This is a genomic window from Brevundimonas guildfordensis, assembly GCF_014836405.1.
In the GTDB taxonomy this organism is placed as follows: Bacteria; Pseudomonadota; Alphaproteobacteria; order Caulobacterales; family Caulobacteraceae; genus Brevundimonas; species Brevundimonas guildfordensis.
This window is the reverse complement of record NZ_JACSQU010000003.1, coordinates 301,689-321,879: the sequence shown is the minus strand read 5'-3', so window position 1 is coordinate 321,879 and position 20,191 is coordinate 301,689. Positions and strand designations below refer to the sequence as shown.

Genomic DNA, 20,191 nt, shown 5'->3' with positions numbered 1-20,191 from the left:
TGGCGACAGAAGGCCCGGATTTCAAGGCTTCTCGGGGCTAAACCCGTTTGCGACATAGGCGTCGTGCAGCGCCAGCACCCCGTCGAACACATGATCGACGCTCAGGGCCTCGATCGGGGCGAACTGGCCGCGCGTCTCGTTCGAGGCGACAGTGCGCGTCTTCGGCCCCCACGGCCCATAGAGCCACCACTCGGTCGGACCGAACAGGCCCAGCGTCGGCCGCCCCAACGCTGCCGAGACGTGCATCAGGCCGCTGTCATTGCCGACGAACAGCGTCGCCCGGTCGATGGCGGCGGCCGAGCAGAGGATGTCGCCCTTGCCCACGCAGTCGATGCCGCGCGGTCCCGCCGCCTCCAGGGCAGGGGTCGCGGGCGGCCGGTCGCCGGGGCCGCCGACCGGCATGAAGCGCCAACCGTCAAAGCGCGGCTCGGCCTTCAGCTTCTCGACCAGCGCGCCCCAGCGATCAGCGGGCCACGACTTGCCGGGCTGGTGCGCGATGGGCGCCAGAGCGATGATCGGCCCCTCGCCCGGCCCGGCGGCCAGTTGGGGGTCGATGACGGCCGCCGCCTCGGCGCGCGCCTGGTCATCGAGGAAGATTTCCGGGTCCAGCGGCGTCTCCGAGCCCATCAGGCGCGACACCATCTCGACCTTGCGCAGGCCGGTCTCCCAGCGGCGGTTGTAGACGATGCGCCGCTTGGCCGGGATCAGATAGGCCAGCGCCGAGCCGCGGATGTCCACGACGATGTCCCACTGGGTCCCGCGCACCTGCTTCCACAGATCGACCCAGTGACCGGCGGCCTTCTTCTTGTCGAGGATGATGACCCGCTCGACGTTCGGCGCCGAACGGAAGAAGGGCGCGGGCGGGCGGCCGCAGGCGACGGTGATCTGAACGCCCGGCAGCTGGCGCGAGATCTCGCGGATCACGCCCGAGGAGATGACGCAGTCGCCGATGCGGTTGGAGCTGACGAACAGGGCTTTAGGAGCAGACAAGCGGGCGCCTCGCGGCCTCTGTGAACAATCGCCGTCTCTGCTAAAGCCATTCAGCGAGGAATGACAGTCCGAGGAGTTTTCATGTCCGACGTCCAGACCCTGATCCGCCCCGACGGCGAGATTCTGGCCTATAAGGCGGTCGAGGGCGACGGCCCGACGGTCATCTGGATCGGCGGCTTCCGTTCGGACATGGAAGGGACCAAGGCGCTGGCGCTGGACGCCGCCGCCCGCGAGCGCGGGTGGAGCTATGTCCGCTACGATCACTTCGCCCACGGCGTGTCTTCCGGCGACTGGAAACAGGCCACCATCGGCCGCTGGCGCGAGGACGCCGTCGCCCTGTTGGACAGCCTTGAGGGGCCGGTGATCCCGGTGGGCTCGTCCATGGGCGGCTGGGTGGCGCTGCTGGCGACGCTGGCGCGGCCGGAACGGATCAAGGGCGTGGTGCTGGTCAATCCAGCGCAGGACTTCACCGAAAAGCTGATGTGGCCGGGGCTGGCCGACCATGAACGCCAGGCCATCCTGCGCGACGGCGAGACGGTCATCACCGAGGAAGGGCTCGGCTCCTACGTCCTGACCCGGCGGATGTTCGAGGAGGCCCGCGACTGGCTGCTGCTGGACGGCCGGATCGAGATCAGGGCCCCGGTTCATGTGCTGCAGGGCCGCGCCGACGACGTGGTGCCGTGGCGCCATCAGGTCGAGCTGGCCGAACGCCTGACCGGCGGCGACCTGCGACTCGACCTGATCGAAGGCGGCGACCACCGGCTGTCGAGCCCGGGGGAACTGGAGCGGTTGGTGGACGCCGTGGAGGCGATGCGGGGCTGACTCCGCACCGCCATGACGGCATTCTAGATCACAGGATGAACCGGCTCAGGTCGACGTTCTTGGCCAGGTCGCCGACCTTTTCGCGCACCTTGTCCCCGTCGAAGGTCAGGGTCTGGCCGGACAGGTCCGAGGCCTTGAAGCTGGTCTCTTCCAGCACCCGCTCCATCACCGTCTGAAGACGGCGCGCGCCGATGTTCTCGACGGTGGAGTTGGCGGCCACCGCAGCGTCGGCCATGGCCTCCACGGCGTCATCGGTAAAGACCAGCTCGACCCCTTCGGTCGCCAGCAGGGCCTGGTTCTGACGGATCAGATTGGCCTCCGGCTCCGTCAGGATGCGCTTGAAGTCGTCGCGGGTCAGGGCCTTCAGCTCGACCCGGATCGGCAGACGGCCCTGCAGCTCGGGCAGCAGGTCCGACGGCTTGGCGACGTGGAAGGCGCCCGAGGCGATGAACAGCACATGGTCGGTCTTCACCGGCCCATATTTGGTCGAGACGGTCGTGCCCTCGATCAGGGGCAGCAGGTCGCGCTGCACCCCTTCGCGCGAGACGTCGGCGCCGCCGCCGCGATCCTGACGCGCGGCGACCTTGTCGATCTCGTCCAGGAAGACGATGCCTTCGTTCTCGGCCAGCAGCAGGGCCTCCTTGGTCAGGCTTTCCTGATCCAGCAGCTTGTCGCTCTCTTCCGTGGTCAGCGGCGCCATCGCCTCGGCGACGGTCAACTTGACGGTTTTGGTGCGGCCGCCGCCCATCTTGCCCAGCATTTCCGACAGGTTCAGCAGGCCGACGTTGCCGCCGCCCGGCATGTCCAGCCCCTGCAGCGGCGAGGCGGTGTCGGCCAGGGCGATCTCGACCTCCTTGTCGTCCAGTTCGCCGGCGCGCAGCTTCTTGCGGAAAGCCTCGCGCGTGGCGGGCTGCGAACCAGGCCCGACCAGGGCGTCGAGGATGCGTTCCTCAGCCAGCCCCTCGGCCCTGGCCTTGACGCCCGAGCGGCGCTTGTCGCGCACCATGACCAACGCGCTTTCGACCAGATCGCGCATGATCTGATCGACATCGCGGCCGACGTAGCCGACCTCGGTGAACTTGGTCGCCTCGACCTTGAGGAAGGGCGATCCGGCCAGCTTGGCCAGACGCCGGGCGATCTCGGTCTTGCCGACCCCCGTCGGGCCGATCATCAGGATATTCTTGGGCGTGACCTCGTCGCGCAGGTCGTCGGGCACACGCTTGCGCCGCCAGCGGTTGCGCAGGGCCACGGCCACGGCGCGCTTGGCGTCGTCCTGTCCGACGATGAAGCGGTCCAGCTCGGAGACGATTTCACGAGGAGACAGATCGGTCATTACAGGCTTTCCACCGTGAGATTGCCGTTGGTGTAGACGCAGATGTCGGCGGCGATCTTCATGGCCTTGCGGGCGATCTGTTCTGCGTCCAGCTCGGTGTTCTCGTCGATCAGGGCGCGGGCGGCGGCCAGGGCGTAGTTGCCCCCAGAGCCGACAGCGGCCACGCCGTGTTCCGGCTCCAGCACGTCGCCGACGCCGGTGACCGTCAGAATGGTGTCCTTGTCGGCGACCAGCAGCATGGCCTCCAGCCGGCGCAGGTAACGGTCTGTGCGCCAGTCCTTGGCCAGTTCGACGCAGGCGCGGGCCAACTGGTCGGGATACTGCTCCAGCTTGGCCTCCAGCCGCTCGATCAGGGTCAGGGCGTCGGCCGTGGCGCCGGCGAAGCCCGCCAGCACCTTGCCGTTCGCCAGGGTGCGCACCTTGCGCGCGGCGCCCTTGACGATGGTCGGCCCCATCGAGACCTGGCCGTCGCCGGCGATGACGGTGCGGCCGTTCTTGCGCACCGCCAGGATGGTGGTGCCGTGCCAGTCTGGAAAGTTGGAAGCGGTGGTGTTCATGGCGGGTCAGATGGCGAGGAACCGGCGCCGCCGCAAGACGGTCCTGCGCCGCAGGGATCGTTCGGGCGTTCATGGCTTAGCTTGCCTCTGGCGCGCTTGCATGACAGGAGCCGCTCCCCGTACGCGTTTTCTTTCGAGTTCTTCTTGCCTTTGCACCGCGCCATCTACGTCAGCGACGCCGTCGGCGAGGCCGCGACGAGTCTGCTGGTTCTCGCCGAAATCCTGGGCGCCTCGATCAGAAACAATCGCAGAGACCGCATCACAGGGGTGCTGATGCGCCACGACGGCCGCTTTCTTCAGGCTATCGAAGGACGCCGCGCCGATGTGGATCGGCTGATGGACCGGCTGCGCGCCGACCCTCGCCATGAGAACATCCGCCTGCTGTCGGATCAGGACGCCGCCGCCCGCCTGTTCGAGGAGTGGCCGATGACGCTGGTCGAGATGCCTCGGCCCGTCTGGCCGCACATGAGCCGGCCCTCGCTGGACCAACTGAGCGCAGCCCAGGCCGAGGCCTTGCTGGTCAGCGCCTCCCAGGCCCTTGCGGTTCCCGCCTGACGCATCGGCCGGACTGCGCTAGACAGTCCGGCGTGACCCAGCCTTCCGCCCCCGCCGCCCCGGTTCGCTTTTCCGACGGAGAGGTCGAGCGTTACGCCCGCCAGCTGGTGCTGTCCGAGATCGGCGGCCCCGGCCAGCAGGCGCTGAAGCGCGCCCGCGTGCTGATCGTCGGCATGGGCGGAGTGGGCAATCCGGCCGCCCTCTATCTGGCCGCCGCAGGGGTGGGGACGCTGGGGCTGATCGACGACGACACGGTGGCCCTGTCGAACCTGCAGCGCCAGATCGCCTTCACGGCCGACGACCCCGACCGCGCCAAGGTCGAGGCGGGCGCCGAACGCCTCAACGCCTTGAACCCGCACGTCACGGTCCAGTCGTTCAACCAGCGCATCACGCCGGACAGCGCAGCGGCCCTGATGCAGGACTTCGACCTGGCGCTGGACGGCACCGACGACTTCGAGACGCGTCTGGCCGTCAACGCCGCCTGCGTGGCGGCGGGCAAGCCGCTGGTGTCTGGCGCCCTGGGCCGCTGGTCGGGGCAGGTGTCGGTGTTCGAGGGGCGTCCCTGCTATCAGTGCCTGGTGCCCGAGGTTCCGCCCGACGCCGAGACCTGCGCCCGCGTCGGCGTGGTCGGCGCCCTGGCCGGCGTCATCGGCGCCATGGCGGCGCTGGAGGCGATCAAGCTGATCACCGGCGCGGGCGAACCGCTGACCGGCCGTCTGATGCTCTACGACGGTCTGGCCGGAACCAGCCGGGTGGCGAAGATCGCCGCCGACCCCGCCTGCCCGGTGTGCGCGTCAGCTCACGCTTAAAGCATCGCCGGGATGACGCGGTCCGGCGAGCGGTGGCCGTTCTGATAGGTCATGATGTTGGCGATGACCCGGTCGCCCATGTCCTGGCGCGCCTCGATGGTGGCCGAGCCCAGGTGAGGCAGCAGCACCACGTTCGGGCGGCCGATCAGACCGGGATGGACCTTCGGCTCGTGCTCGAACACGTCCAGACCGACGCCGAACAGGGCGCGGCGGTCCAGCGCCTCGACCAGGGCCGCCTCGTCGATCAGTTCGCCGCGCGCCGTATTGACCACGATGGCGTGCGGTTGAAGACGGGCCAGGCGCTCGGCCGACAGCAGATGATGCGTCTCCTTCGTCGCAGGGCAGTTCAGCGAGATGACGTCCATCCGCGCCAGCATCTGGTCCAGATCGTCCCACCAGGTCGCGCCCAGCTCCTCGGCGATCATTTCGGGGACCGGCTTGCGGTTGTGATAGTGGACCTGCATGCCGAAGGCCTTGGCGCGGCGGGCCAGGGCCTGGCCGATGCGGCCCATGCCGACGATGCCCAGACGCTTGCCCCACAGTTTGCGGCCGCACATCCAGGTCGGGCTCCAGCCCTCGAAGCGCCCGGCCTCGACGACGGCGGCGCCCTCGACGATGCGGCGGCTGACCGCCAGGATCAGGCTCATACCCAGGTCGGCGGTGTCCTCGGTCAGGACCCCCGGCGTATTGGTGACGATGATCCCGCGCCCCACAGCGGCGTCGATGTCAATGTGGTCCACGCCCGCGCCGAAGTTGGCGATCATCTTCAGCTGCTCGCCCGCCCCGGCGATCAGCTCGGCGTCCAGTCGATCGGTGATGGTCGGGACCAGGACCTCGGCCCGCTGAAGAACGGCGGCCAGTTCGTCGCGCGACATCGGTCGGTCGGTCAGGTTCAGCTCAGCGTCGAAAAGTTCGCGCATCCGTGTTTCGACGGCGTCAGGCAGGCGTCTGGTTAATACGACCTTAAGCTTGCGAGCGGACATAGGAGACCTGGGTTTTCCACGGGCGGCGCCCGTTCGGAACGGGTCGATATTCGGTGTCTAGCAAAGCTGCGGTCAGGTTCAAAAGGGCGCCTCGCGTCGCGGCCCTCGCCGCTGTCCTGATGACCGGCGTCCTGCTGTCGGCGGGCGCCACCATGCCGGACGGCCGCCCGACCCCGACAGGGCTGGAAGTGCCGCGCTGGGTGACGCTGAAATCCTCGCAGGTGCGGGCGCGTCAAGGACCGGGCCTCGATTACCGCATTCTGTGGGAATACCGCGCCGCCGGCCTGCCGGTGCAGGTGATCGCCGAGACGCGCGAGTGGCGAAAAATCTGCGATCCGGACGGCGCCGTGGCCTGGATCCACCGCACCGTCGCCTCGGGCCGTCGCAGCGTGTTCAACCGTTCGGACGAGCCTGTGCCCATCCGCTCTGGCCGTTCCGAAACCGCTTCGGTCCGCGCCCTGCTGTCGCCGCGCGCCCTGGTGTCGCTGGACGAGTGCGAGGACGGCTGGTGCCGCGTAAGAGCGCGCAAGCTGCGCGGCTGGGTGCAGCAACGGGCCGTCTTCGGCGCCCAGGAACGCGCCCTATGCAACGCCGCCCGTCCCGCCGGAACCGGCCGCGCCTCCTGATCTCATATAGTGACGGCATGGTTGAGCGCGGCCTCTGGGTCGTGTAACCCGCCAGCAACACCTTTCGGAGCTGATCACCCTTGAGCCAGTCGTCGCAATATCCGTCGTCGTTCGATCACGAAGGCCTGCTGGCCTCGGGCCGGGGCGAACTGTTCGGCCCGGGCAACGCCCAGCTGCCCGCGCCGCCCATGCTGATGTTCGACCGCATCAAGACCATCAGCGCCGACGGCGGCGACTACGGCAAGGGCTATGTCGAGGCCGAACTCGACATCAACCCGGACCTCTGGTTCTTCCAGTGCCACTTCATCGGCGATCCGGTCATGCCGGGGTGCCTCGGCCTGGACGCCATGTGGCAGCTGGTCGGCTTCTACCTCGGCTGGATCGGCGGCCCCGGCAAAGGTCGGGCGCTGGGCGTCGGCGAGGTCAAATTTACCGGCCAGGTGACCCCGGACGTCAAGAAGGTGGTTTACAAGGTCCACCTCAAGCGCGTCATCAACCGCAAGCTGGTCATGGGCATCGCGGACGGCGTGCTCGAAGCGGACGGCGAGGTCATCTATACTTGCGCCGATATGCGCGTCGGCCTGTTCGGCGGCGCGGCTACGGTGGAACCGAGCGCCGCCTGACCCCACTTGATGGACAGCCGCGGCCTACGCGGCATCCGCAGACTTTGTAGGATTGGAAACACCATGCGGCGTGTCGTCGTCACCGGACTGGGCATCGTCTCTTCCATCGGCACCGGCCAGGACGAGGTCGCGGCCTCGCTGCGCAACGCCAAGTCGGGCGTCCAGCTCGCCCCCGACCACGCCAAATACGGCTTCCGCTCCCAGGTCTGGGCGCCGCCGGCCCTGGGTCATACGGCCGAGGACTGGGCGCCGCTGGTCGACCGCCGCGCCGCGCGCTTCCTGGCCAACGGCACGGCCTGGGCGCACATCGCCTTCGAGGAGGCCCTGAAGGACAGCGGCCTGAGCGCCGACGAGGTCAAGGACGATCGCATCGGCCTGATCGTCGGCGAGGGCGGCCCCTCGACCCAGGTCATCCTGCAGGCGGCCCAGACCACCGTAGAAAAAGGCTCGCCCAAGCGCGTCGGCCCCTTCGCCGTGCCCAAGGCGATGGCGTCCGGCCCCTCGGCCGTTCTGGCCACCTGGTTCGAGCTGAAGGGCATCAACTATTCGATCAGCTCGGCCTGCGCGACCAGCGCCCACTGCATCGGCGCGGCCGCCGAGCAGATCGCCTGGGGCAAGCAGGACGTGGTCTTCGCCGGCGGCTGCGAAGACATCGACTGGTCCATGTCGAACATGTTCGACGCCATGGGCGCCATGTCCTCCAACTTCAACGACACGCCCGCCAAGGCCAGCCGCGCCTATGACACGGCCCGCGACGGCTTCGTCATCGCCGGCGGCGCAGGCATCGTGGTGCTGGAAGAGTACGAACGCGCCGTGGCGCGCGGCGCGACCATCTACGCCGAAGTCACCGGCTACGGCGCCAACTCGGACGGCTACGACATGGTGGCCCCGTCGGGCGAAGGCGCCGAGCGCTGCATGAAGATCGCGCTGGACATGGCCGGCAATCCGAAGATCGACTACCTGAACCCGCACGGCACCTCGACGCCGGTCGGCGACAGCAAGGAGATGGGCGCCGTGCGCAACGTCTTCGGCAACGACCTGCCGATGATCTCCTCGACCAAGTCGCTGACGGGCCACTCGCTGGGCGCGGCGGGCGCGCAGGAGGCCATCTACTGCCTGCTGATGATGAAGCACGGCTTCGCCGCCGAGAGCGCCCACATCGAGAACCTGGATCCTGAGTTCGAGGGCATGCCGATCCTGCGCCAGCGCCACGACGGCGAACTGAAGCACGTCATGTCCAACAGCTTCGGCTTCGGCGGCACCAACGCCTCGCTGATCCTGTCCAAGGTCTAAGCTTCACCGATCAGCAGGATCCGAAACGACACGAAAACGCCCCCATTCGGTCCTTCGTCCGCCCGGAAGGGCGCTCACAAAAGCAGCATCGGCCCGTCGGAGCCCGGAAAAGTCCCGGATCCTGAACAGCCCCCCCAGCCCCCCGGATTTTTCCGTGTAAAGGGCCTCGGCGGGTCGATGTTTCCTCCAAGCGACGCCCGCCCTGCCCCCTCCAGCAGCGCGGGCGTTTCGCTATGCGCCGCCCACAGCTGCACAAGACTTCGCCCGCGCAACGCTGGGCCGCGTGGGCGAGTTTGACGCCGTAATGGAGCCGCTTGATCAGGCGGGCAGGTCGATCTCGACCCGCTCCTGATCGCGCAGGATGATCAGCGGCACGGCCGCCTCGCCTGCCGCCTGGAGGCGCTGCGCCAAGTCCTTCATGTCCGAGATCTCGACGCCGCCAGCCTGAACCACCACGTCCCCGGCTTGAAAGCCAGCAGCCGCCGCCGATGAGCCAGCCTCGACCACGGCGATTTGGACGCCGGGACCCGACACCGCATTCCGGAGGGTCAAGCCGCGGGCGATGGCGGCCTGCGCGCCCAGACGCACCCCCGCCGGGTCCGAGGGCTCGACTGTCAGCTGAGCCGAGGCCTCGCGGCCGTCGCGCAGATAGACGACGGGCATCTGGGTTCCGGCCTGGGCGATGCCGACGGTGGCCTGAACCGAGCCGGCGTTGGCCACGGGACGGCCCTGGATGCGGGTCAGCACGTCGCCCGGCTTCAGCCCCGCCTTCTCGCCCGAGGAGCCTGGTTCGACGTCATAGACCACAGCCCCGCGCACGATGTTCAGCCCGATCTCGCGCGCCCGCTCGGCCGTCAACGAGCCCAGACCCAGGCCGACGCGGCCGCGCTTGACCTCGCCCGAGGCGCGCAGTTGGTCGACCACGAACATCATGATGCGCGTCGGCACGGCGAAGGCGATGCCGTCGTTGCCGCCGCCGAAGCCGCCCGACAGGATGGCGGTGTTGATGCCGATCAGCCGTCCCCGGCTGTCCAGCAGCGGGCCGCCCGAGTTGCCCGAGTTCACCGCCGCATCGGTCTGGATATAGTCTTCGATGGCGTCGCCCATGCCTGAGCGGTTCAGGCCCGAGATGACGCCCATCGTCAGGGTCTGGTCCAGCCCCAGCGGATAACCGACGGCGAACGCCAGGTCGCCGCTGCGCAGGGTGTCGGAATCCACCGTCGTCACCTGCGACAGGCCTGTGGCGTCGATTTTCAGCACGGCGATGTCGGTAGCCTTGTCCGCGCCGATCAGGGTGGCGTCGAACAGGCGGCCGTCGATCAGGTCGACCGTGAATTTCTGGCCGTTCTCGATGACGTGGTGGTTGGTGACGATGATGCCTTCGCGCGCATCGATGATGACGCCCGATCCGCCCTGCGAGGGCTTGGGATTGCCCGCCGAGCTGGGACCGCGAGACTGGCCCAGGGTCGTCACCTGCACCACGGCGGGCAGGCTTTCCTCCAGCCCGGCGGCGAAGGTGAAGACGCCGCGCCGGGCGTCATAGGGCATGGCGGCGACGGGAGACTGCACCGCCGCGCCGGCGACCATCGCGGGCGCCGCCTGCGCCATGCCGCCAAAGCTGAAGATCGCGAGGGCGGCGCCGGCCAGCAGGCTGTGTTTGGTCATTCTGATTTCCTTCACGCGCCGACCGCATTGGACCGACGGACAGGCGGCCGCCGCCGCCCCGCAGGCGAGACAAACGCGCGACGACGGCAAAGGATCGGCCCGCCGCGCGTTTTCTGCAACGCTTGGATCAGAAGGCGGCCTCGCCGGTGATGGCGCGGCCCAGAATCAGGGCGTGGACGTCGTGCGCGCCTTCGTAGGTATTGACCGTTTCCAGGTTCATGGCGTGGCGCATGACGTGCAGTTCGCCGGTGATGCCGGCCCCGCCGTGCATGTCGCGAGCGACGCGGGCGACGTCCAGCGCCTTGCCGCAGTTGTTGCGCTTCATCAGGCTGATGGCCTCGGGGACCCAGGCGCGGGTGTCCAGCAGGCGGCCCAGGGCGTAGGCGCCCTCGAAGCCGAGGAAGATCTCGGTCTGCATGTCGGCCAGCTTCTTCTGCACCAGCTGGCGCGCCGACAGCGGGCGGCCGAACAGGGTGCGCTCGGCGACATAGTCGCGGCTGGCGTGGAAGCAGAACTCGGCGGCGCCCATGGCCCCCCAGGCGATGCCGTAACGCGCCTTGTTCAGGCACGAGAACGGCCCTCGCAGGCCCTGGACGCCCGGCAGAAGATTGGCCTCCGGCACGAAGACGTCGTTCAGGCCGATGTCTCCCGTCACCGAGGCGCGCAGGGACAGCTTGTCGCCGATCTTGCCCGTGGTGAAGCCGTCGAAGTCGCGCTCGACGATGAAGCCGCGGATCTTGCCGTCCAGCTTGGCCCAGACGATGGCCAGGTCGGCGATGGGCGAGTTGGTGATCCAGTATTTGCCGCCGTTCAGGCGATAGCCGCCGTCGACCGCGACCGCCGTGGTCTTCATCGAGGCCGGATCCGACCCGCCGTCGGCCTCGGTCAGGCCGAAGCAGCCGATCAGTTCGCCCGCCGCCATCTTGGGCAGGAACTTGGCCTTCTGCGCGTCAGAGCCGAAGGCGTAGATCGGGTACATGGCCAGGGACGACTGCACGCTCATGGCCGAGCGATAACCGCTGTCGATCGCCTCGATCTCGCGCGCGATCAGGCCATAGGCGACATGCGACGCTTCGGAGCCGCCGTACTGCTCCGGCAGCATGGCGCCCAGAAAGCCCATCTCGCCCATCTCGGTCATGATGGCGCGATCAAACGTCTCGTCGCGGAAAGCGGCGACCACGCGCGGCAGCAGGGCCTCGCGCGCATAGGACCGGGCGGCGTCCTGCACCATCCGCTCCTCATCGGTCAGCCGCCCGGTCAGATCGAAAGGATCATCCCAGCGGAACGTCTGGCCCGAAGATTTCTGTGCGGAAGCGGTGTTGCCGTCAGCCATGTGTCGTCCTCTTGAGTCTCAGAAGGAATATTCGCCCGCCCTTCCCTCTCACGCGGGGTTGAAGCGGCGTGACGAAGCGCCCTCTATTCCTCGCGCGGGTTTAGGCCAGAATGCGGCGGCCGGGTAGAGGGATCGGCGCGAACACGCTAAGGCTGGGTGCATGTCGAACGCTTTCAATCGTCTGTTCCGCGACCACCCGCGTGAGGTCGACGAGACCTATTTCGAGCATATGGCCGCCTCGAGCCGCTTTGGCTTCAAGCTGCTGCGTCTGGCGGGCTGCGCCTTCGTTCATGCCGTGACGCCCGGCCTGCACAAGACCACAGTGTCCGACGCCATTCGCGGCATGGCCCACGACATGGGCGGTCGCGCCGCCGAAGCGCGCGAATGTCGCATGCGCGATGCGGGCGTCTGGGACGTCGGCCTCTAGGCGCTAAACACCCCGACCAGCCACAGGATCAGGGACAGCAGCACGACCGCGCCCAGGATCGCCAGACCCGCCCATTGCAAGGCGCCGAAGCGACGCGGCATGCTTGTGCCGACAAAACCCGCACCCGCCGCGAAGGCGAACAGAGCCAGTCCTCGCGACGCCGCGCGAACCGTCGAATCCGGCCCGTCCAGATCATCCCCCTCATCGGTCGCGAACTCACCGGCCCCGGCGCGCGCCAGAAGGTCGCGCGCCTGCGCCGCCTGATCCGTCCGCCCCATCAGACGGATGCCCAGGGCGCGCTGCATCAGGGGGTCGACCGTGGTCTGGAACCGCTCCGTCACCGACACCTCGATGTCGTGCGACGCCAGGAAGGCGGCCGCCAGATCGGCCTCGTAGACGTCTTGATAACGGGCGATCTCAACCAGGCTCATGAACCGCTTGCCTCCTAGCGAGGATTAGCTCGTCATCCTAAGCTTACCCGCAGCAGGCGGAACACGGTGGCGCCGAACAGCGAGAGAATGAACAAGACAGCTATGGCCAGCAAGGGCGCCCGCGCCACCCATCGTGAAGGCGCTGTGTAACCAGGCACGGGAAGGAGCACCTCGGACAACTGCGCGCCTAGCCGTCGGCGAGGATTATCTGAGTCTACTTCGCCAACAAACTCGCCTGCGCGCACCCGCTTCAGCAATTTCCATGCTTTTTTCGCCTGATCTGCTTTTACAATAACAGGCAGTTCGCCAATGCCGGCGCCCGCCGGCGAGCCCACACTTTCGGCAAAAGCAAAAGAAGGCACGCGCGCTCTCACGCCGTGCCTTCTCAGAAACGATGCGGTCAGTTCCGCTTCTGCCTGAGTGGAAAAACGGGCGATCACGATTTCCACCATCGCCCGGCTCTCATCCTTCAGATTACAGGTCCAGCAGGGCGCGCGCCGGGTCTTCCAGCAGTTCCTTGATGCGGACCAGGAAGGTCACGGCTTCCTTGCCGTCGACGATGCGGTGATCGTAGCTGAGGGCCAGGTACATCATCGGACGGATCTTGACCTCGCCGTTGATGGCCATTGGGCGCTGCACGATGTTGTGCATGCCCAGGATGCCCGACTGCGGCGTGTTCAGGATCGGCGTCGACATCAGCGAGCCGTAGGTGCCGCCGTTGGTGATGGTGAAGGTGCCGCCCTGCATCTGATCCATGGTCAGGGCGCCGTCGCGGGCGGCCCGGCCCAGGGCGCCGATGCCCTTTTCAATGCCTGCCAGCGACAGCGTATCCGCGTCGCGAAGCACCGGAACCACCAGACCCTTGTCGGTGCCGACCGCCACGCCGATGTCGTAGTGGTTCTTGTAGATGATGTCCGTGCCGTCGATCTCGGCGTTAACCGCCGGGATTTCGTGCAGGGCCGCAACGACCGCCTTGGTGAAGAAGGACATGAAGCCCAGCTTCACGCCGTGGCGCTTCTCGAAGACTTCCTTGTACTGGGCGCGCAGGGCCATGACGTTGGTCATGTCCACCTCGTTGAAGGTGGTCAGCTGGGCGGCCGTGTTCTGGGATTCCTTCAGGCGACGGGCGATGGTCTGACGCAGGCGCGTCATCTTCACCCGCTCTTCGCGCGGCTGGTCGGCGCGCGGGGCGGCCGGAGCAGCAGCCTTGGGCGCAGCCGGAGCGGCGGCCCCGATGGCGGCGATGGCGTCGGCCTTGGTGATGTTGCCCTTCGGACCCGAAGCCGACAGCGAGGCCGGGTTCAGGTTGTTCTCGGACACGACGCGCTGAACGGCGGGCGACAGGTGAGCAGAAGCCGGAGCCTGCGCCGAACCCGTGTTGGCCGGAGCAGCAGCCGCAGCCGGGGCGGCCGCAGCAGCGGCGCCCGAGGCGGCGACGGAGCCGATCACCTGGCCGGGGGTCACGGTGGCGCCGTCAGCGGCCGTGATGGTCAGGACGCCGGCGGCCGGGGCCGAGACTTCCACGGCCACCTTGTCGGTCTCGATCTCGACCAGCAGCTCGTCCTTGGCGACGGTGTCGCCCGACTTCTTCAGCCAGGTTCCGATCGAGCCTTCGGCGACGCTTTCGCCCATGGTCGGCACGGCGATGTCGACCCCGGCGCCGCCCGAGGCGGCCGGGGCGGCGGCGGGCGCCGCAGCAGCCGCCGGAGCCGGAGCCGAGGCAGCGGCTGCGCCGCCTTCGGTCACAGCGCCCAGCACCGTGCCGGGAACGACGGTGTCGCCTTCATCAGCGTTGATCGCCGACAGCACGCCGTCGGCGGGGGCGACGACTTCCAGCGAGACCTTGTCGGTTTCCAGCTCGACCAGGACTTCGTCCTTCTTGACGGCGTCGCCGACCTTCTTGGTCCACTTGGCGATGGAGGCTTCGGCGACGGATTCACCGAGGGCGGGGGTGAGGATATCGGCCATCTTCAGTGTCTTTTCGTGTCTGAACTTTACTTGTTTCTTAGGTCAGGCGCGGCGGTCAGGCCATGGCCTCGGCGAGGAAGGTCTCGAGTTCCTTCAGGTGTCGGCTCATCAGGCCCGCAGCGGTCGAGGCCGAAGCCGGACGACCGACGTAGCGCGCGCGCTTGGCCTTCACGTCCATCTTCTCGAGCGTCAGCTCGATCCACGGATCGACGAAGGTCCAGCCGCCCATGTTCTTGGGCTCTTCCTGGCACCAGACCAGATCGGCGTTGGGGAAGCGCGCCAGTTCCGCCGAGATCGACTTGATCGGCCACGGATAGAACTGTTCCAGACGCAGGATGTAGATGTCGTTGACGCCCGCCTTCTCGCGCGCGTCCAGCAGGTCGTAATAGACCTTGCCCGAGCAGACGATGACCTTGCGGATGTCCTTGTCGGCCTTCAGCGTCACGCCCGCCACGTCCGGACGCAGCTGGGCGTCGTCGCGCAGCACGCGGTGGAAGGAGCTGCCCTCGGCCATGTCGGCCAGGGTCGAGACCGCCTTCTTGTGACGCAGCAGCGACTTGGGCGTCATCAGGATCAACGGCTTGCGGTACGAGCGGTGCAGCTGGCGGCGCAGGATGTGGAAGTAGTTGGCCGGCGTCGTGCAGTTGGCGACCTGCATGTTGTTCTCGGCGCACTGCTGCAGGAAGCGCTCCAGGCGCGCCGAGGAGTGCTCGGGGCCCTGACCTTCATAGCCGTGCGGCAGAAGCATCACGAGACCGCTCATGCGCAGCCACTTGCGCTCGCCCGACGAGATGAACTGGTCGATCACCACCTGGGCGCCGTTCACGAAGTCGCCGAACTGGCCTTCCCACATGGTCAGGGTGTTCGGATCGGCCAGCGAATAGCCGTACTCGAAGCCCAGCACCGCCTCTTCCGACAGGGCCGAGTCGATGACCTCAAAATGGGCCTGGCCGTCGCGCAGGTTGTTCAGCGGGAAGTAGCGCTGCTCGGTCGTCTGGTCGGTGATGCCCGAGTGACGCTGCGAGAAGGTGCCGCGGACCGAGTCCTGGCCCGACAGGCGGATGTTGTAGCCTTCGTCCAGCAGGCTGGCGAAGGCCAGGCTTTCGGCCGTGGCCCAGTCGATGTTCTCGCCGCTCGACACGGCGTCGCGACGGGCGTCGATGACGCGCTTCAGCGTCTTGTGCACGTCGACGCTGTTCGGGATCGTCGTCAGGCGATGGCCGAAGTCCTTGAGCTTGGCGGTCACGACGGCGGTGTCGCCGCGCTGCGCGGCGTCATCGGTCTTCTCGGCGCCCAGGCCCTTCCACTCGCCGTCCAGCCAGTCGGCCTTCTTGGCTTCGAACGTCTTGCCGGCTTCGAACTCGGCGTCGAGGTAGGCCTCGAAGCGAGCGATCTCGGCGTCGACCTCGGCCTGGGTGATGACGCCCTCGCCGACCAGACGCTTGGCGTAGATCTCCAGCGTCGAGGGCTGGTTCTTGATCTTGGCGTACATCAGCGGCTGGGTGAAGGTCGGGTCGTCGCCTTCGTTGTGGCCGAAGCGGCGGTAGCAGAACATGTCCACCACCACGTCCTTGTGGAACTTCTGGCGGTATTCCGTGGCCACCTTGGCGGCGAAGACGACCGCTTCGGGGTCATCGCCGTTGACGTGGAAGATCGGCGCCTGAACCATCAGGGCGACATCCGACGGATAGGGCGACGAGCGCGAGTTGCGCGGCGCCGTGGTGAAGCCGATCTGGTTGTTGATGACGAAGTGCAGCGTGCCGCCGGTGCGGTAGCCCTTCAGCCCCATCAGGGCGAAGCACTCAGCCACCACGCCCTGACCGGCGAAGGCGGCGTCGCCGTGGATCAGCAGCGGCGCGACCTTGGAGCGGTCCAGCACCCATTCGACGTCCGGCTTGCCGGCGTTGACCTCGGCTTCGCGGATGTCGAACGCCTGCTTGGCGCGCGACTTGCCCAGGACGACCGGGTTCACGATTTCCAGGTGCGAGGGGTTGGCGGTCAGCGACAGGTGGACGCTGTGGCCGTCGAACTCACGGTCCGACGAGGCGCCCATGTGGTATTTGACGTCGCCCGAGCCTTCGATGTCCGAGGGGACGGACGAGCCGCCCTGGAACTCGTGGAAGATGGCCTTGTAGGGCTTGCCCATGACGGCGGCCAGGACGTTCAGGCGGCCGCGGTGGGCCATGCCCAGAACGATTTCGTCAACGCCCAGGGCGCCGCCGCGCTTGATCACCTGCTCCAGCGCCGGAACCATGGCCTCGCCGCCGTCCAGGCCGAAGCGCTTGGTGCCGGGGAAGCGCTTGTGCAGGAAGCGCTCGAAGCCCTCGGCCTCGGCCAGCTTCTTGAAGATGGCCAGCTTGCCTTCCTTGGTGAAGGCGTTCTGCTCGAACTTGTCCGGGCCCTCGATGCGCTGTTGCAGCCAGGCTTTTTCTTCCGGCTCGGCGATGTGCATGAACTGCACGCCGATACTGCCGCAATAGGTGCGGCGCAGCAGCTCGATCACCTGGCGCAGCGAGCCGGTCTCCAGACCCAGCACGCCGTCGAGGAAGATCGGACGGTCCATGTCGGCTTCGGTGAAGCCATAGAATTCGGGCGTCAGCTCGGGGTTCTGAACCGGCGGCTCGATTCCCAGCGGATCCAGGTTGGCCTGCAGGTGTCCGTTCACACGGTACGAGCGGATCAGCATCAGGGCGCGGATGGAGTCATGGGCGGCGGCGCGAACGTCAGCGGCCGACACCCCGGCCTCGGCCGGAGCAGCCGGGCGGGCGCCGGGCTTGCCGGCGGCCTTGGGATCGACCTTGGGCGCGGGCCAGCGGCCGTCGAACACGGCGGTCTCTTCGGTCGGCTCGGTCGCGCCCGAACGGCCCCAGGAGCCGGCGGCGGCCGACTGCTTCACCAGCTCGGCGTTATCCTTCAGCTGATCGAAGAAGGCGCGCCACTCCCCCGACACCGAGCCGGGGTCCGAGGCCCATTTTTCGTGCAGGTCCTCAATGAAGGCCGCGTTCGCGCCATAGAGGAAGGAGGTCTCGGCAAAGACCTGGTTCAGCCGACCCGCATCGTCCGCCATTTTTCTTTCAATCGTCCCTTTACAACCGCCCGCGCACAGCCGCGCGGAGAGCAGCGCCGTTCATATAGGCCCTGTTTCCTTACCGGTCATGACCGAAGGGAGGCGGAGCGGGTGGAATTTGGTCGAATCTGCAAGAAAAAACGCCTCCGGATGATTCCGGAGGCGTTACAAAAGGTCACACGGCGCGAAAAACGTCCCCGAAACGGGGATCGGCTAGACTTTAGTCCAATCCGCCGCCGCTCAGCGCCAAACCCACCCTCAAGTGAATCCGGCGCTCAAGCAGCGAGCGACCGCGTCGCGAACATAGCGTCGCGCCCCTCAAAAAGGCGCTGAAGCAGCGAGCCGCCGCGCGGCGAGCGATAGCGCCCGCACGCGCAGCGTGCGCTGCGGAAGGGCTTTAGCCCTTCAGCACTTCCACCAGAGTGGTGCCCAGACGCGCCGGCGACGGCGAGACGCGGATGCCCGCAGCCTCCATCGCGGCGATCTTGGATTCCGCATCGCCCTTGCCGCCCGAGACGACAGCGCCGGCGTGGCCCATGGTGCGGCCCTTCGGCGCGGTGCGGCCCGCGATGAAGCCGGCCATCGGCTTCTTGCGGCCCTTCTTGGCTTCGTCGATCAGGAACTGGGCGGCGTCTTCTTCGGCCGAGCCGCCGATTTCACCGATCATGATGATGGACTCGGTCGCATCGTCAGCCAGGAACATTTCCAGGATGTCGATGAACTCGGTGCCCTTGACCGGGTCGCCGCCGATGCCGACGGCCGTGGTCTGGCCCAGGCCTTCGTTGGTGGTCTGGAACACCGCTTCATAGGTCAGCGTGCCCGAGCGCGAGACGATGCCGACGTTGCCCTTCTTGAAGATCGAGCCCGGCATGATGCCGATCTTGCACTCTTCAGGCGTCAGGACGCCGGGGCAGTTCGGGCCCAGCAGGCGCGAGTTGGAGCGATCCAGGCGCGCCTTGACGCGCACCATGTCCTGCACCGGAATGCCTTCGGTGATGCAGGTGATGAAGGGGATCTCGGCTTCAATGGCTTCGATGATCGCGTCGGCCGCGCCTGCCGGCGGGACGTAGATCACCGAGGCGTCGGCGCCGGTGCGCTCCTTGCCTTCGGCGACCGAGGCGAAGATCGGCAGGCTTTCGCCGTGCGAACCGGTCCAGGTCTGGCCGCCCTTGGCCGGGTGGATGCCGCCGACCATTTGCGTGCCGTAGTAGGCCAAGGCCTGTTCGGTGTGGAAGCTGCCGGTCTTGCCGGTCAGGCCCTGGACCAGGATCTTGGTGTTCTTGTTAACGAGGATGGACATTTGTCTGTGCTCTGAAATCTGTGTGTCTGCGAGGCGGTCGTCGTTAAGGCCGAGCCTTAGGCGATCGCCGCGACGATCTTCTGGGCGGCGTCGTCCAGGTCATCGGCGGCCGTGATGGCCAGACCCGACTCGTTCAGGATCTTCTTGCCCAGCTCGACATTCGTGCCTTCCAGACGCACGACCAGCGGCACCTTCAGGCCCACTTCCTTCACTGCGGCGACGACGCCTTCAGCGATGACGTCGCACTTCATGATGCCGCCGAAGATGTTGACCAGGATGCCTTCGACCTTGGGGTCGGCGGTGATGATCTTGAAGGCCGCCGCGACCTTCTCCTTCGAGGCGCCGCCGCCGACGTCGCAGAAGTTGGCGGGTTCCTTGCCGTACAGCTTGATGATGTCCATCGTCGCCATGGCCAGGCCGGCGCCGTTGACCATGCAGCCGATGTTGCCGTCCAGAGCCACATAGGCGAGGTCCCACTTGGAGGCCTCGATTTCCTTGGCGTCTTCTTCGGTCTCGTCGCGCAGGGCGCGGATGTCTTCGTGACGGTACAGGGCGTTGCCGTCGAACGAGACCTTGGCGTCCAGGACGCGCAGGCGGCCGTTCTCCATGACGATCAGCGGGTTGATCTCGAGCATGTCCATGTCCTTCTCGACGAAGGCCTTGTACAGGATCGGGAACAGCGACTTGCCGTCTTCGGCGGCGTCGCCCGTCAGCTCCAGCGCGGCGTTGATCGCGGCGATGTTCTCGGCGGTGACGCCGGCTTCCGGGTTGATGGCGATGGTGTGGATCTTCTCAGGGGTGGCCTCGGCCACGGCTTCGATGTCCATGCCGCCTTCGGTCGAGACGACGAAGGCGGTCTGACCGACCGAGCGGTCGACCAGCAGCGAGCAGTACAGCTCACGGGCGATGTCGGCGCCGTCTTCGATGTACAGGCGGTTGACCTGCTTGCCGGCCTCGCCCGTCTGGGCGGTCACCAGGGTGTTGCCCAGCATTTCCTTGGCGTGGGCGACGGCTTCCTCGATCGAGAAGGCCAGACGCACGCCGCCCTTGGCGTCGGCGCCCAGTTCCTTGAACTTGCCCTTGCCGCGGCCGCCGGCGTGGATCTGCGACTTCACGACGTAGAGCGGGCCAGGCAGTTGCTTGGCGGCGGCTTCGGCCTGGTCGGCCGAGGTGATGGCGACGCCGTCCGCAACCGGGGCGCCGTAGCCCTTGAGGACCTGCTTGGCCTGATACTCGTGAATGTTCATGTCTGATCCGCGCCGTTTTAGGGAGGTTTGTGGAAACTTTGGCCGCGCTTATAGGCGTCGCGCCTTCGCCAGCGCAACCGCCTGTCTGTTTATGGCCTCACAAGGATTTTCTAATGCCGGGCGGCGGACCTGCGCGCGCCGCCGCCCAGACTGTTTTTCAGG

General features: G+C 67.2%; 19 protein-coding genes. 7 read left to right on the top strand and 12 right to left on the bottom strand.

The window, feature by feature from the left end; all coding sequences use genetic code 11:
* Positions 1–21 precede the first annotated feature (21 nt).
* Complete coding sequence (locus H9656_RS13070) at positions 22–990, bottom strand: glycosyltransferase family 9 protein (RefSeq protein ID WP_191744692.1); 969 nt, start codon at positions 988–990, stop codon at positions 22–24.
* An 81-nt stretch (positions 991–1,071) separates the two neighbouring features.
* Between H9656_RS13070 and H9656_RS13065 the strand changes: the two genes are divergently transcribed.
* Complete coding sequence (locus tag H9656_RS13065; RefSeq protein ID WP_191744691.1) at positions 1,072–1,812, top strand: alpha/beta fold hydrolase; 741 nt, start codon at positions 1,072–1,074, stop codon at positions 1,810–1,812.
* A gap of 28 nt (positions 1,813–1,840) precedes the next feature.
* On the opposite strand, the gene hslU is transcribed toward H9656_RS13065, so the two are convergent.
* Both hslU and hslV read right to left on the bottom strand, forming a co-directional pair.
* Entirely contained in the window at positions 1,841–3,145 is a 1,305-nt protein-coding gene (gene hslU, locus H9656_RS13060) for an ATP-dependent protease ATPase subunit HslU (protein ID WP_191744690.1), read from the bottom strand.
* Complete coding sequence (gene hslV, locus H9656_RS13055; protein WP_191744689.1) at positions 3,145–3,702, bottom strand: ATP-dependent protease subunit HslV; 558 nt, start codon at positions 3,700–3,702, stop codon at positions 3,145–3,147. The genes hslU and hslV overlap by 1 nt, the downstream gene beginning before the upstream one ends.
* Before the next feature lie 144 nt (positions 3,703–3,846).
* Here hslV and H9656_RS13050 point away from each other — a divergent pair, with 144 nt between their 5' ends.
* A complete protein-coding gene (locus tag H9656_RS13050; RefSeq protein ID WP_191744688.1) occupies positions 3,847–4,257 on the top strand; it encodes a BLUF domain-containing protein in 411 nt (136 codons plus the stop codon).
* 32 nt (positions 4,258–4,289) lie between these two features.
* Positions 4,290–5,066, top strand: a complete 777-nt coding sequence (locus H9656_RS13045) for a HesA/MoeB/ThiF family protein (protein WP_191744687.1) — start codon at positions 4,290–4,292, stop codon at positions 5,064–5,066.
* Here the strand turns inward: H9656_RS13045 and H9656_RS13040 are convergent.
* Positions 5,063–6,049 (bottom strand): 2-hydroxyacid dehydrogenase, encoded by a 987-nt coding sequence (locus H9656_RS13040; protein WP_191744686.1) that lies wholly within the window; start codon positions 6,047–6,049, stop codon positions 5,063–5,065. The genes H9656_RS13045 and H9656_RS13040 overlap by 4 nt on opposite strands.
* 119 nt (positions 6,050–6,168) lie before the next feature.
* On the opposite strand from H9656_RS13040, the gene H9656_RS13035 reads away from it, so the two are divergent.
* The 3 genes from H9656_RS13035 to fabB all read left to right on the top strand — a co-directional run bounded on the left by H9656_RS13035 (position 6,169) and on the right by fabB (position 8,591).
* Entirely contained in the window at positions 6,169–6,675 is a 507-nt protein-coding gene (locus H9656_RS13035; protein ID WP_191744685.1) for an SH3 domain-containing protein, read from the top strand.
* 80 nt (positions 6,676–6,755) lie between these two features.
* On the top strand, positions 6,756–7,298 hold the full coding sequence (gene fabA / locus H9656_RS13030) for a 3-hydroxyacyl-[acyl-carrier-protein] dehydratase FabA (RefSeq protein ID WP_191744684.1): 543 nt from the start codon (positions 6,756–6,758) through the stop codon (positions 7,296–7,298).
* Positions 7,299–7,361: 63 nt separating this feature from the next.
* Positions 7,362–8,591: a beta-ketoacyl-ACP synthase I gene (fabB, locus tag H9656_RS13025; RefSeq protein ID WP_191744683.1), complete on the top strand. Its 1,230-nt coding sequence runs from the start codon at positions 7,362–7,364 to the stop codon at positions 8,589–8,591.
* A gap of 318 nt (positions 8,592–8,909) precedes the next feature.
* Here fabB and H9656_RS13020 read toward each other — a convergent pair whose 3' ends face one another.
* Both H9656_RS13020 and H9656_RS13015 read right to left on the bottom strand, forming a co-directional pair.
* Complete coding sequence (locus H9656_RS13020) at positions 8,910–10,256, bottom strand: S1C family serine protease (RefSeq protein WP_191744682.1); 1,347 nt, start codon at positions 10,254–10,256, stop codon at positions 8,910–8,912.
* A 127-nt stretch (positions 10,257–10,383) separates the two neighbouring features.
* Positions 10,384–11,589 carry an acyl-CoA dehydrogenase gene (locus tag H9656_RS13015; RefSeq protein ID WP_191744681.1) on the bottom strand — a complete coding sequence of 402 codons (1,206 nt, stop codon included), beginning with the start codon at positions 11,587–11,589 and terminating at the stop codon, positions 10,384–10,386.
* A 160-nt stretch (positions 11,590–11,749) separates the two neighbouring features.
* Between H9656_RS13015 and H9656_RS13010 the strand changes: the two genes are divergently transcribed.
* Positions 11,750–12,016, top strand: a complete 267-nt coding sequence (locus H9656_RS13010) for a DUF6356 family protein (RefSeq protein WP_191744680.1) — start codon at positions 11,750–11,752, stop codon at positions 12,014–12,016.
* Here H9656_RS13010 and H9656_RS13005 read toward each other — a convergent pair.
* The 6 genes from H9656_RS13005 to sucC all read right to left on the bottom strand — a co-directional run bounded on the left by H9656_RS13005 (position 12,013) and on the right by sucC (position 20,029).
* The gene (locus H9656_RS13005) at positions 12,013–12,447 is read right to left on the bottom strand and encodes a hypothetical protein (RefSeq protein WP_191744679.1); all 435 of its coding nucleotides are present in this window, start codon (positions 12,445–12,447) and stop codon (positions 12,013–12,015) included. The two genes, H9656_RS13010 and H9656_RS13005, sit on opposite strands and share 4 nt — an antisense overlap.
* A 32-nt stretch (positions 12,448–12,479) precedes the next feature.
* Positions 12,480–12,899, bottom strand: a complete 420-nt coding sequence (locus H9656_RS13000) for a hypothetical protein (RefSeq protein WP_191744678.1) — start codon at positions 12,897–12,899, stop codon at positions 12,480–12,482.
* 22 nt (positions 12,900–12,921) lie between these two features.
* Positions 12,922–14,415 (bottom strand): 2-oxoglutarate dehydrogenase complex dihydrolipoyllysine-residue succinyltransferase, encoded by a 1,494-nt coding sequence (odhB, locus tag H9656_RS12995; protein WP_191744677.1) that lies wholly within the window; start codon positions 14,413–14,415, stop codon positions 12,922–12,924.
* A gap of 55 nt (positions 14,416–14,470) precedes the next feature.
* Positions 14,471–17,482, bottom strand: coding sequence for a 2-oxoglutarate dehydrogenase E1 component (locus tag H9656_RS12990; RefSeq protein ID WP_191744676.1), 3,012 nt, complete (start codon positions 17,480–17,482; stop codon positions 14,471–14,473).
* A 397-nt stretch (positions 17,483–17,879) separates the two neighbouring features.
* On the bottom strand, positions 17,880–18,782 hold the full coding sequence (gene sucD, locus H9656_RS12985; RefSeq protein WP_191744675.1) for a succinate--CoA ligase subunit alpha: 903 nt from the start codon (positions 18,780–18,782) through the stop codon (positions 17,880–17,882).
* Positions 18,783–18,838: 56 nt separating this feature from the next.
* A complete protein-coding gene (gene sucC, locus H9656_RS12980) occupies positions 18,839–20,029 on the bottom strand; it encodes an ADP-forming succinate--CoA ligase subunit beta (protein WP_191744674.1) in 1,191 nt (396 codons plus the stop codon).
* Positions 20,030–20,191: the final 162 nt, after the last annotated feature.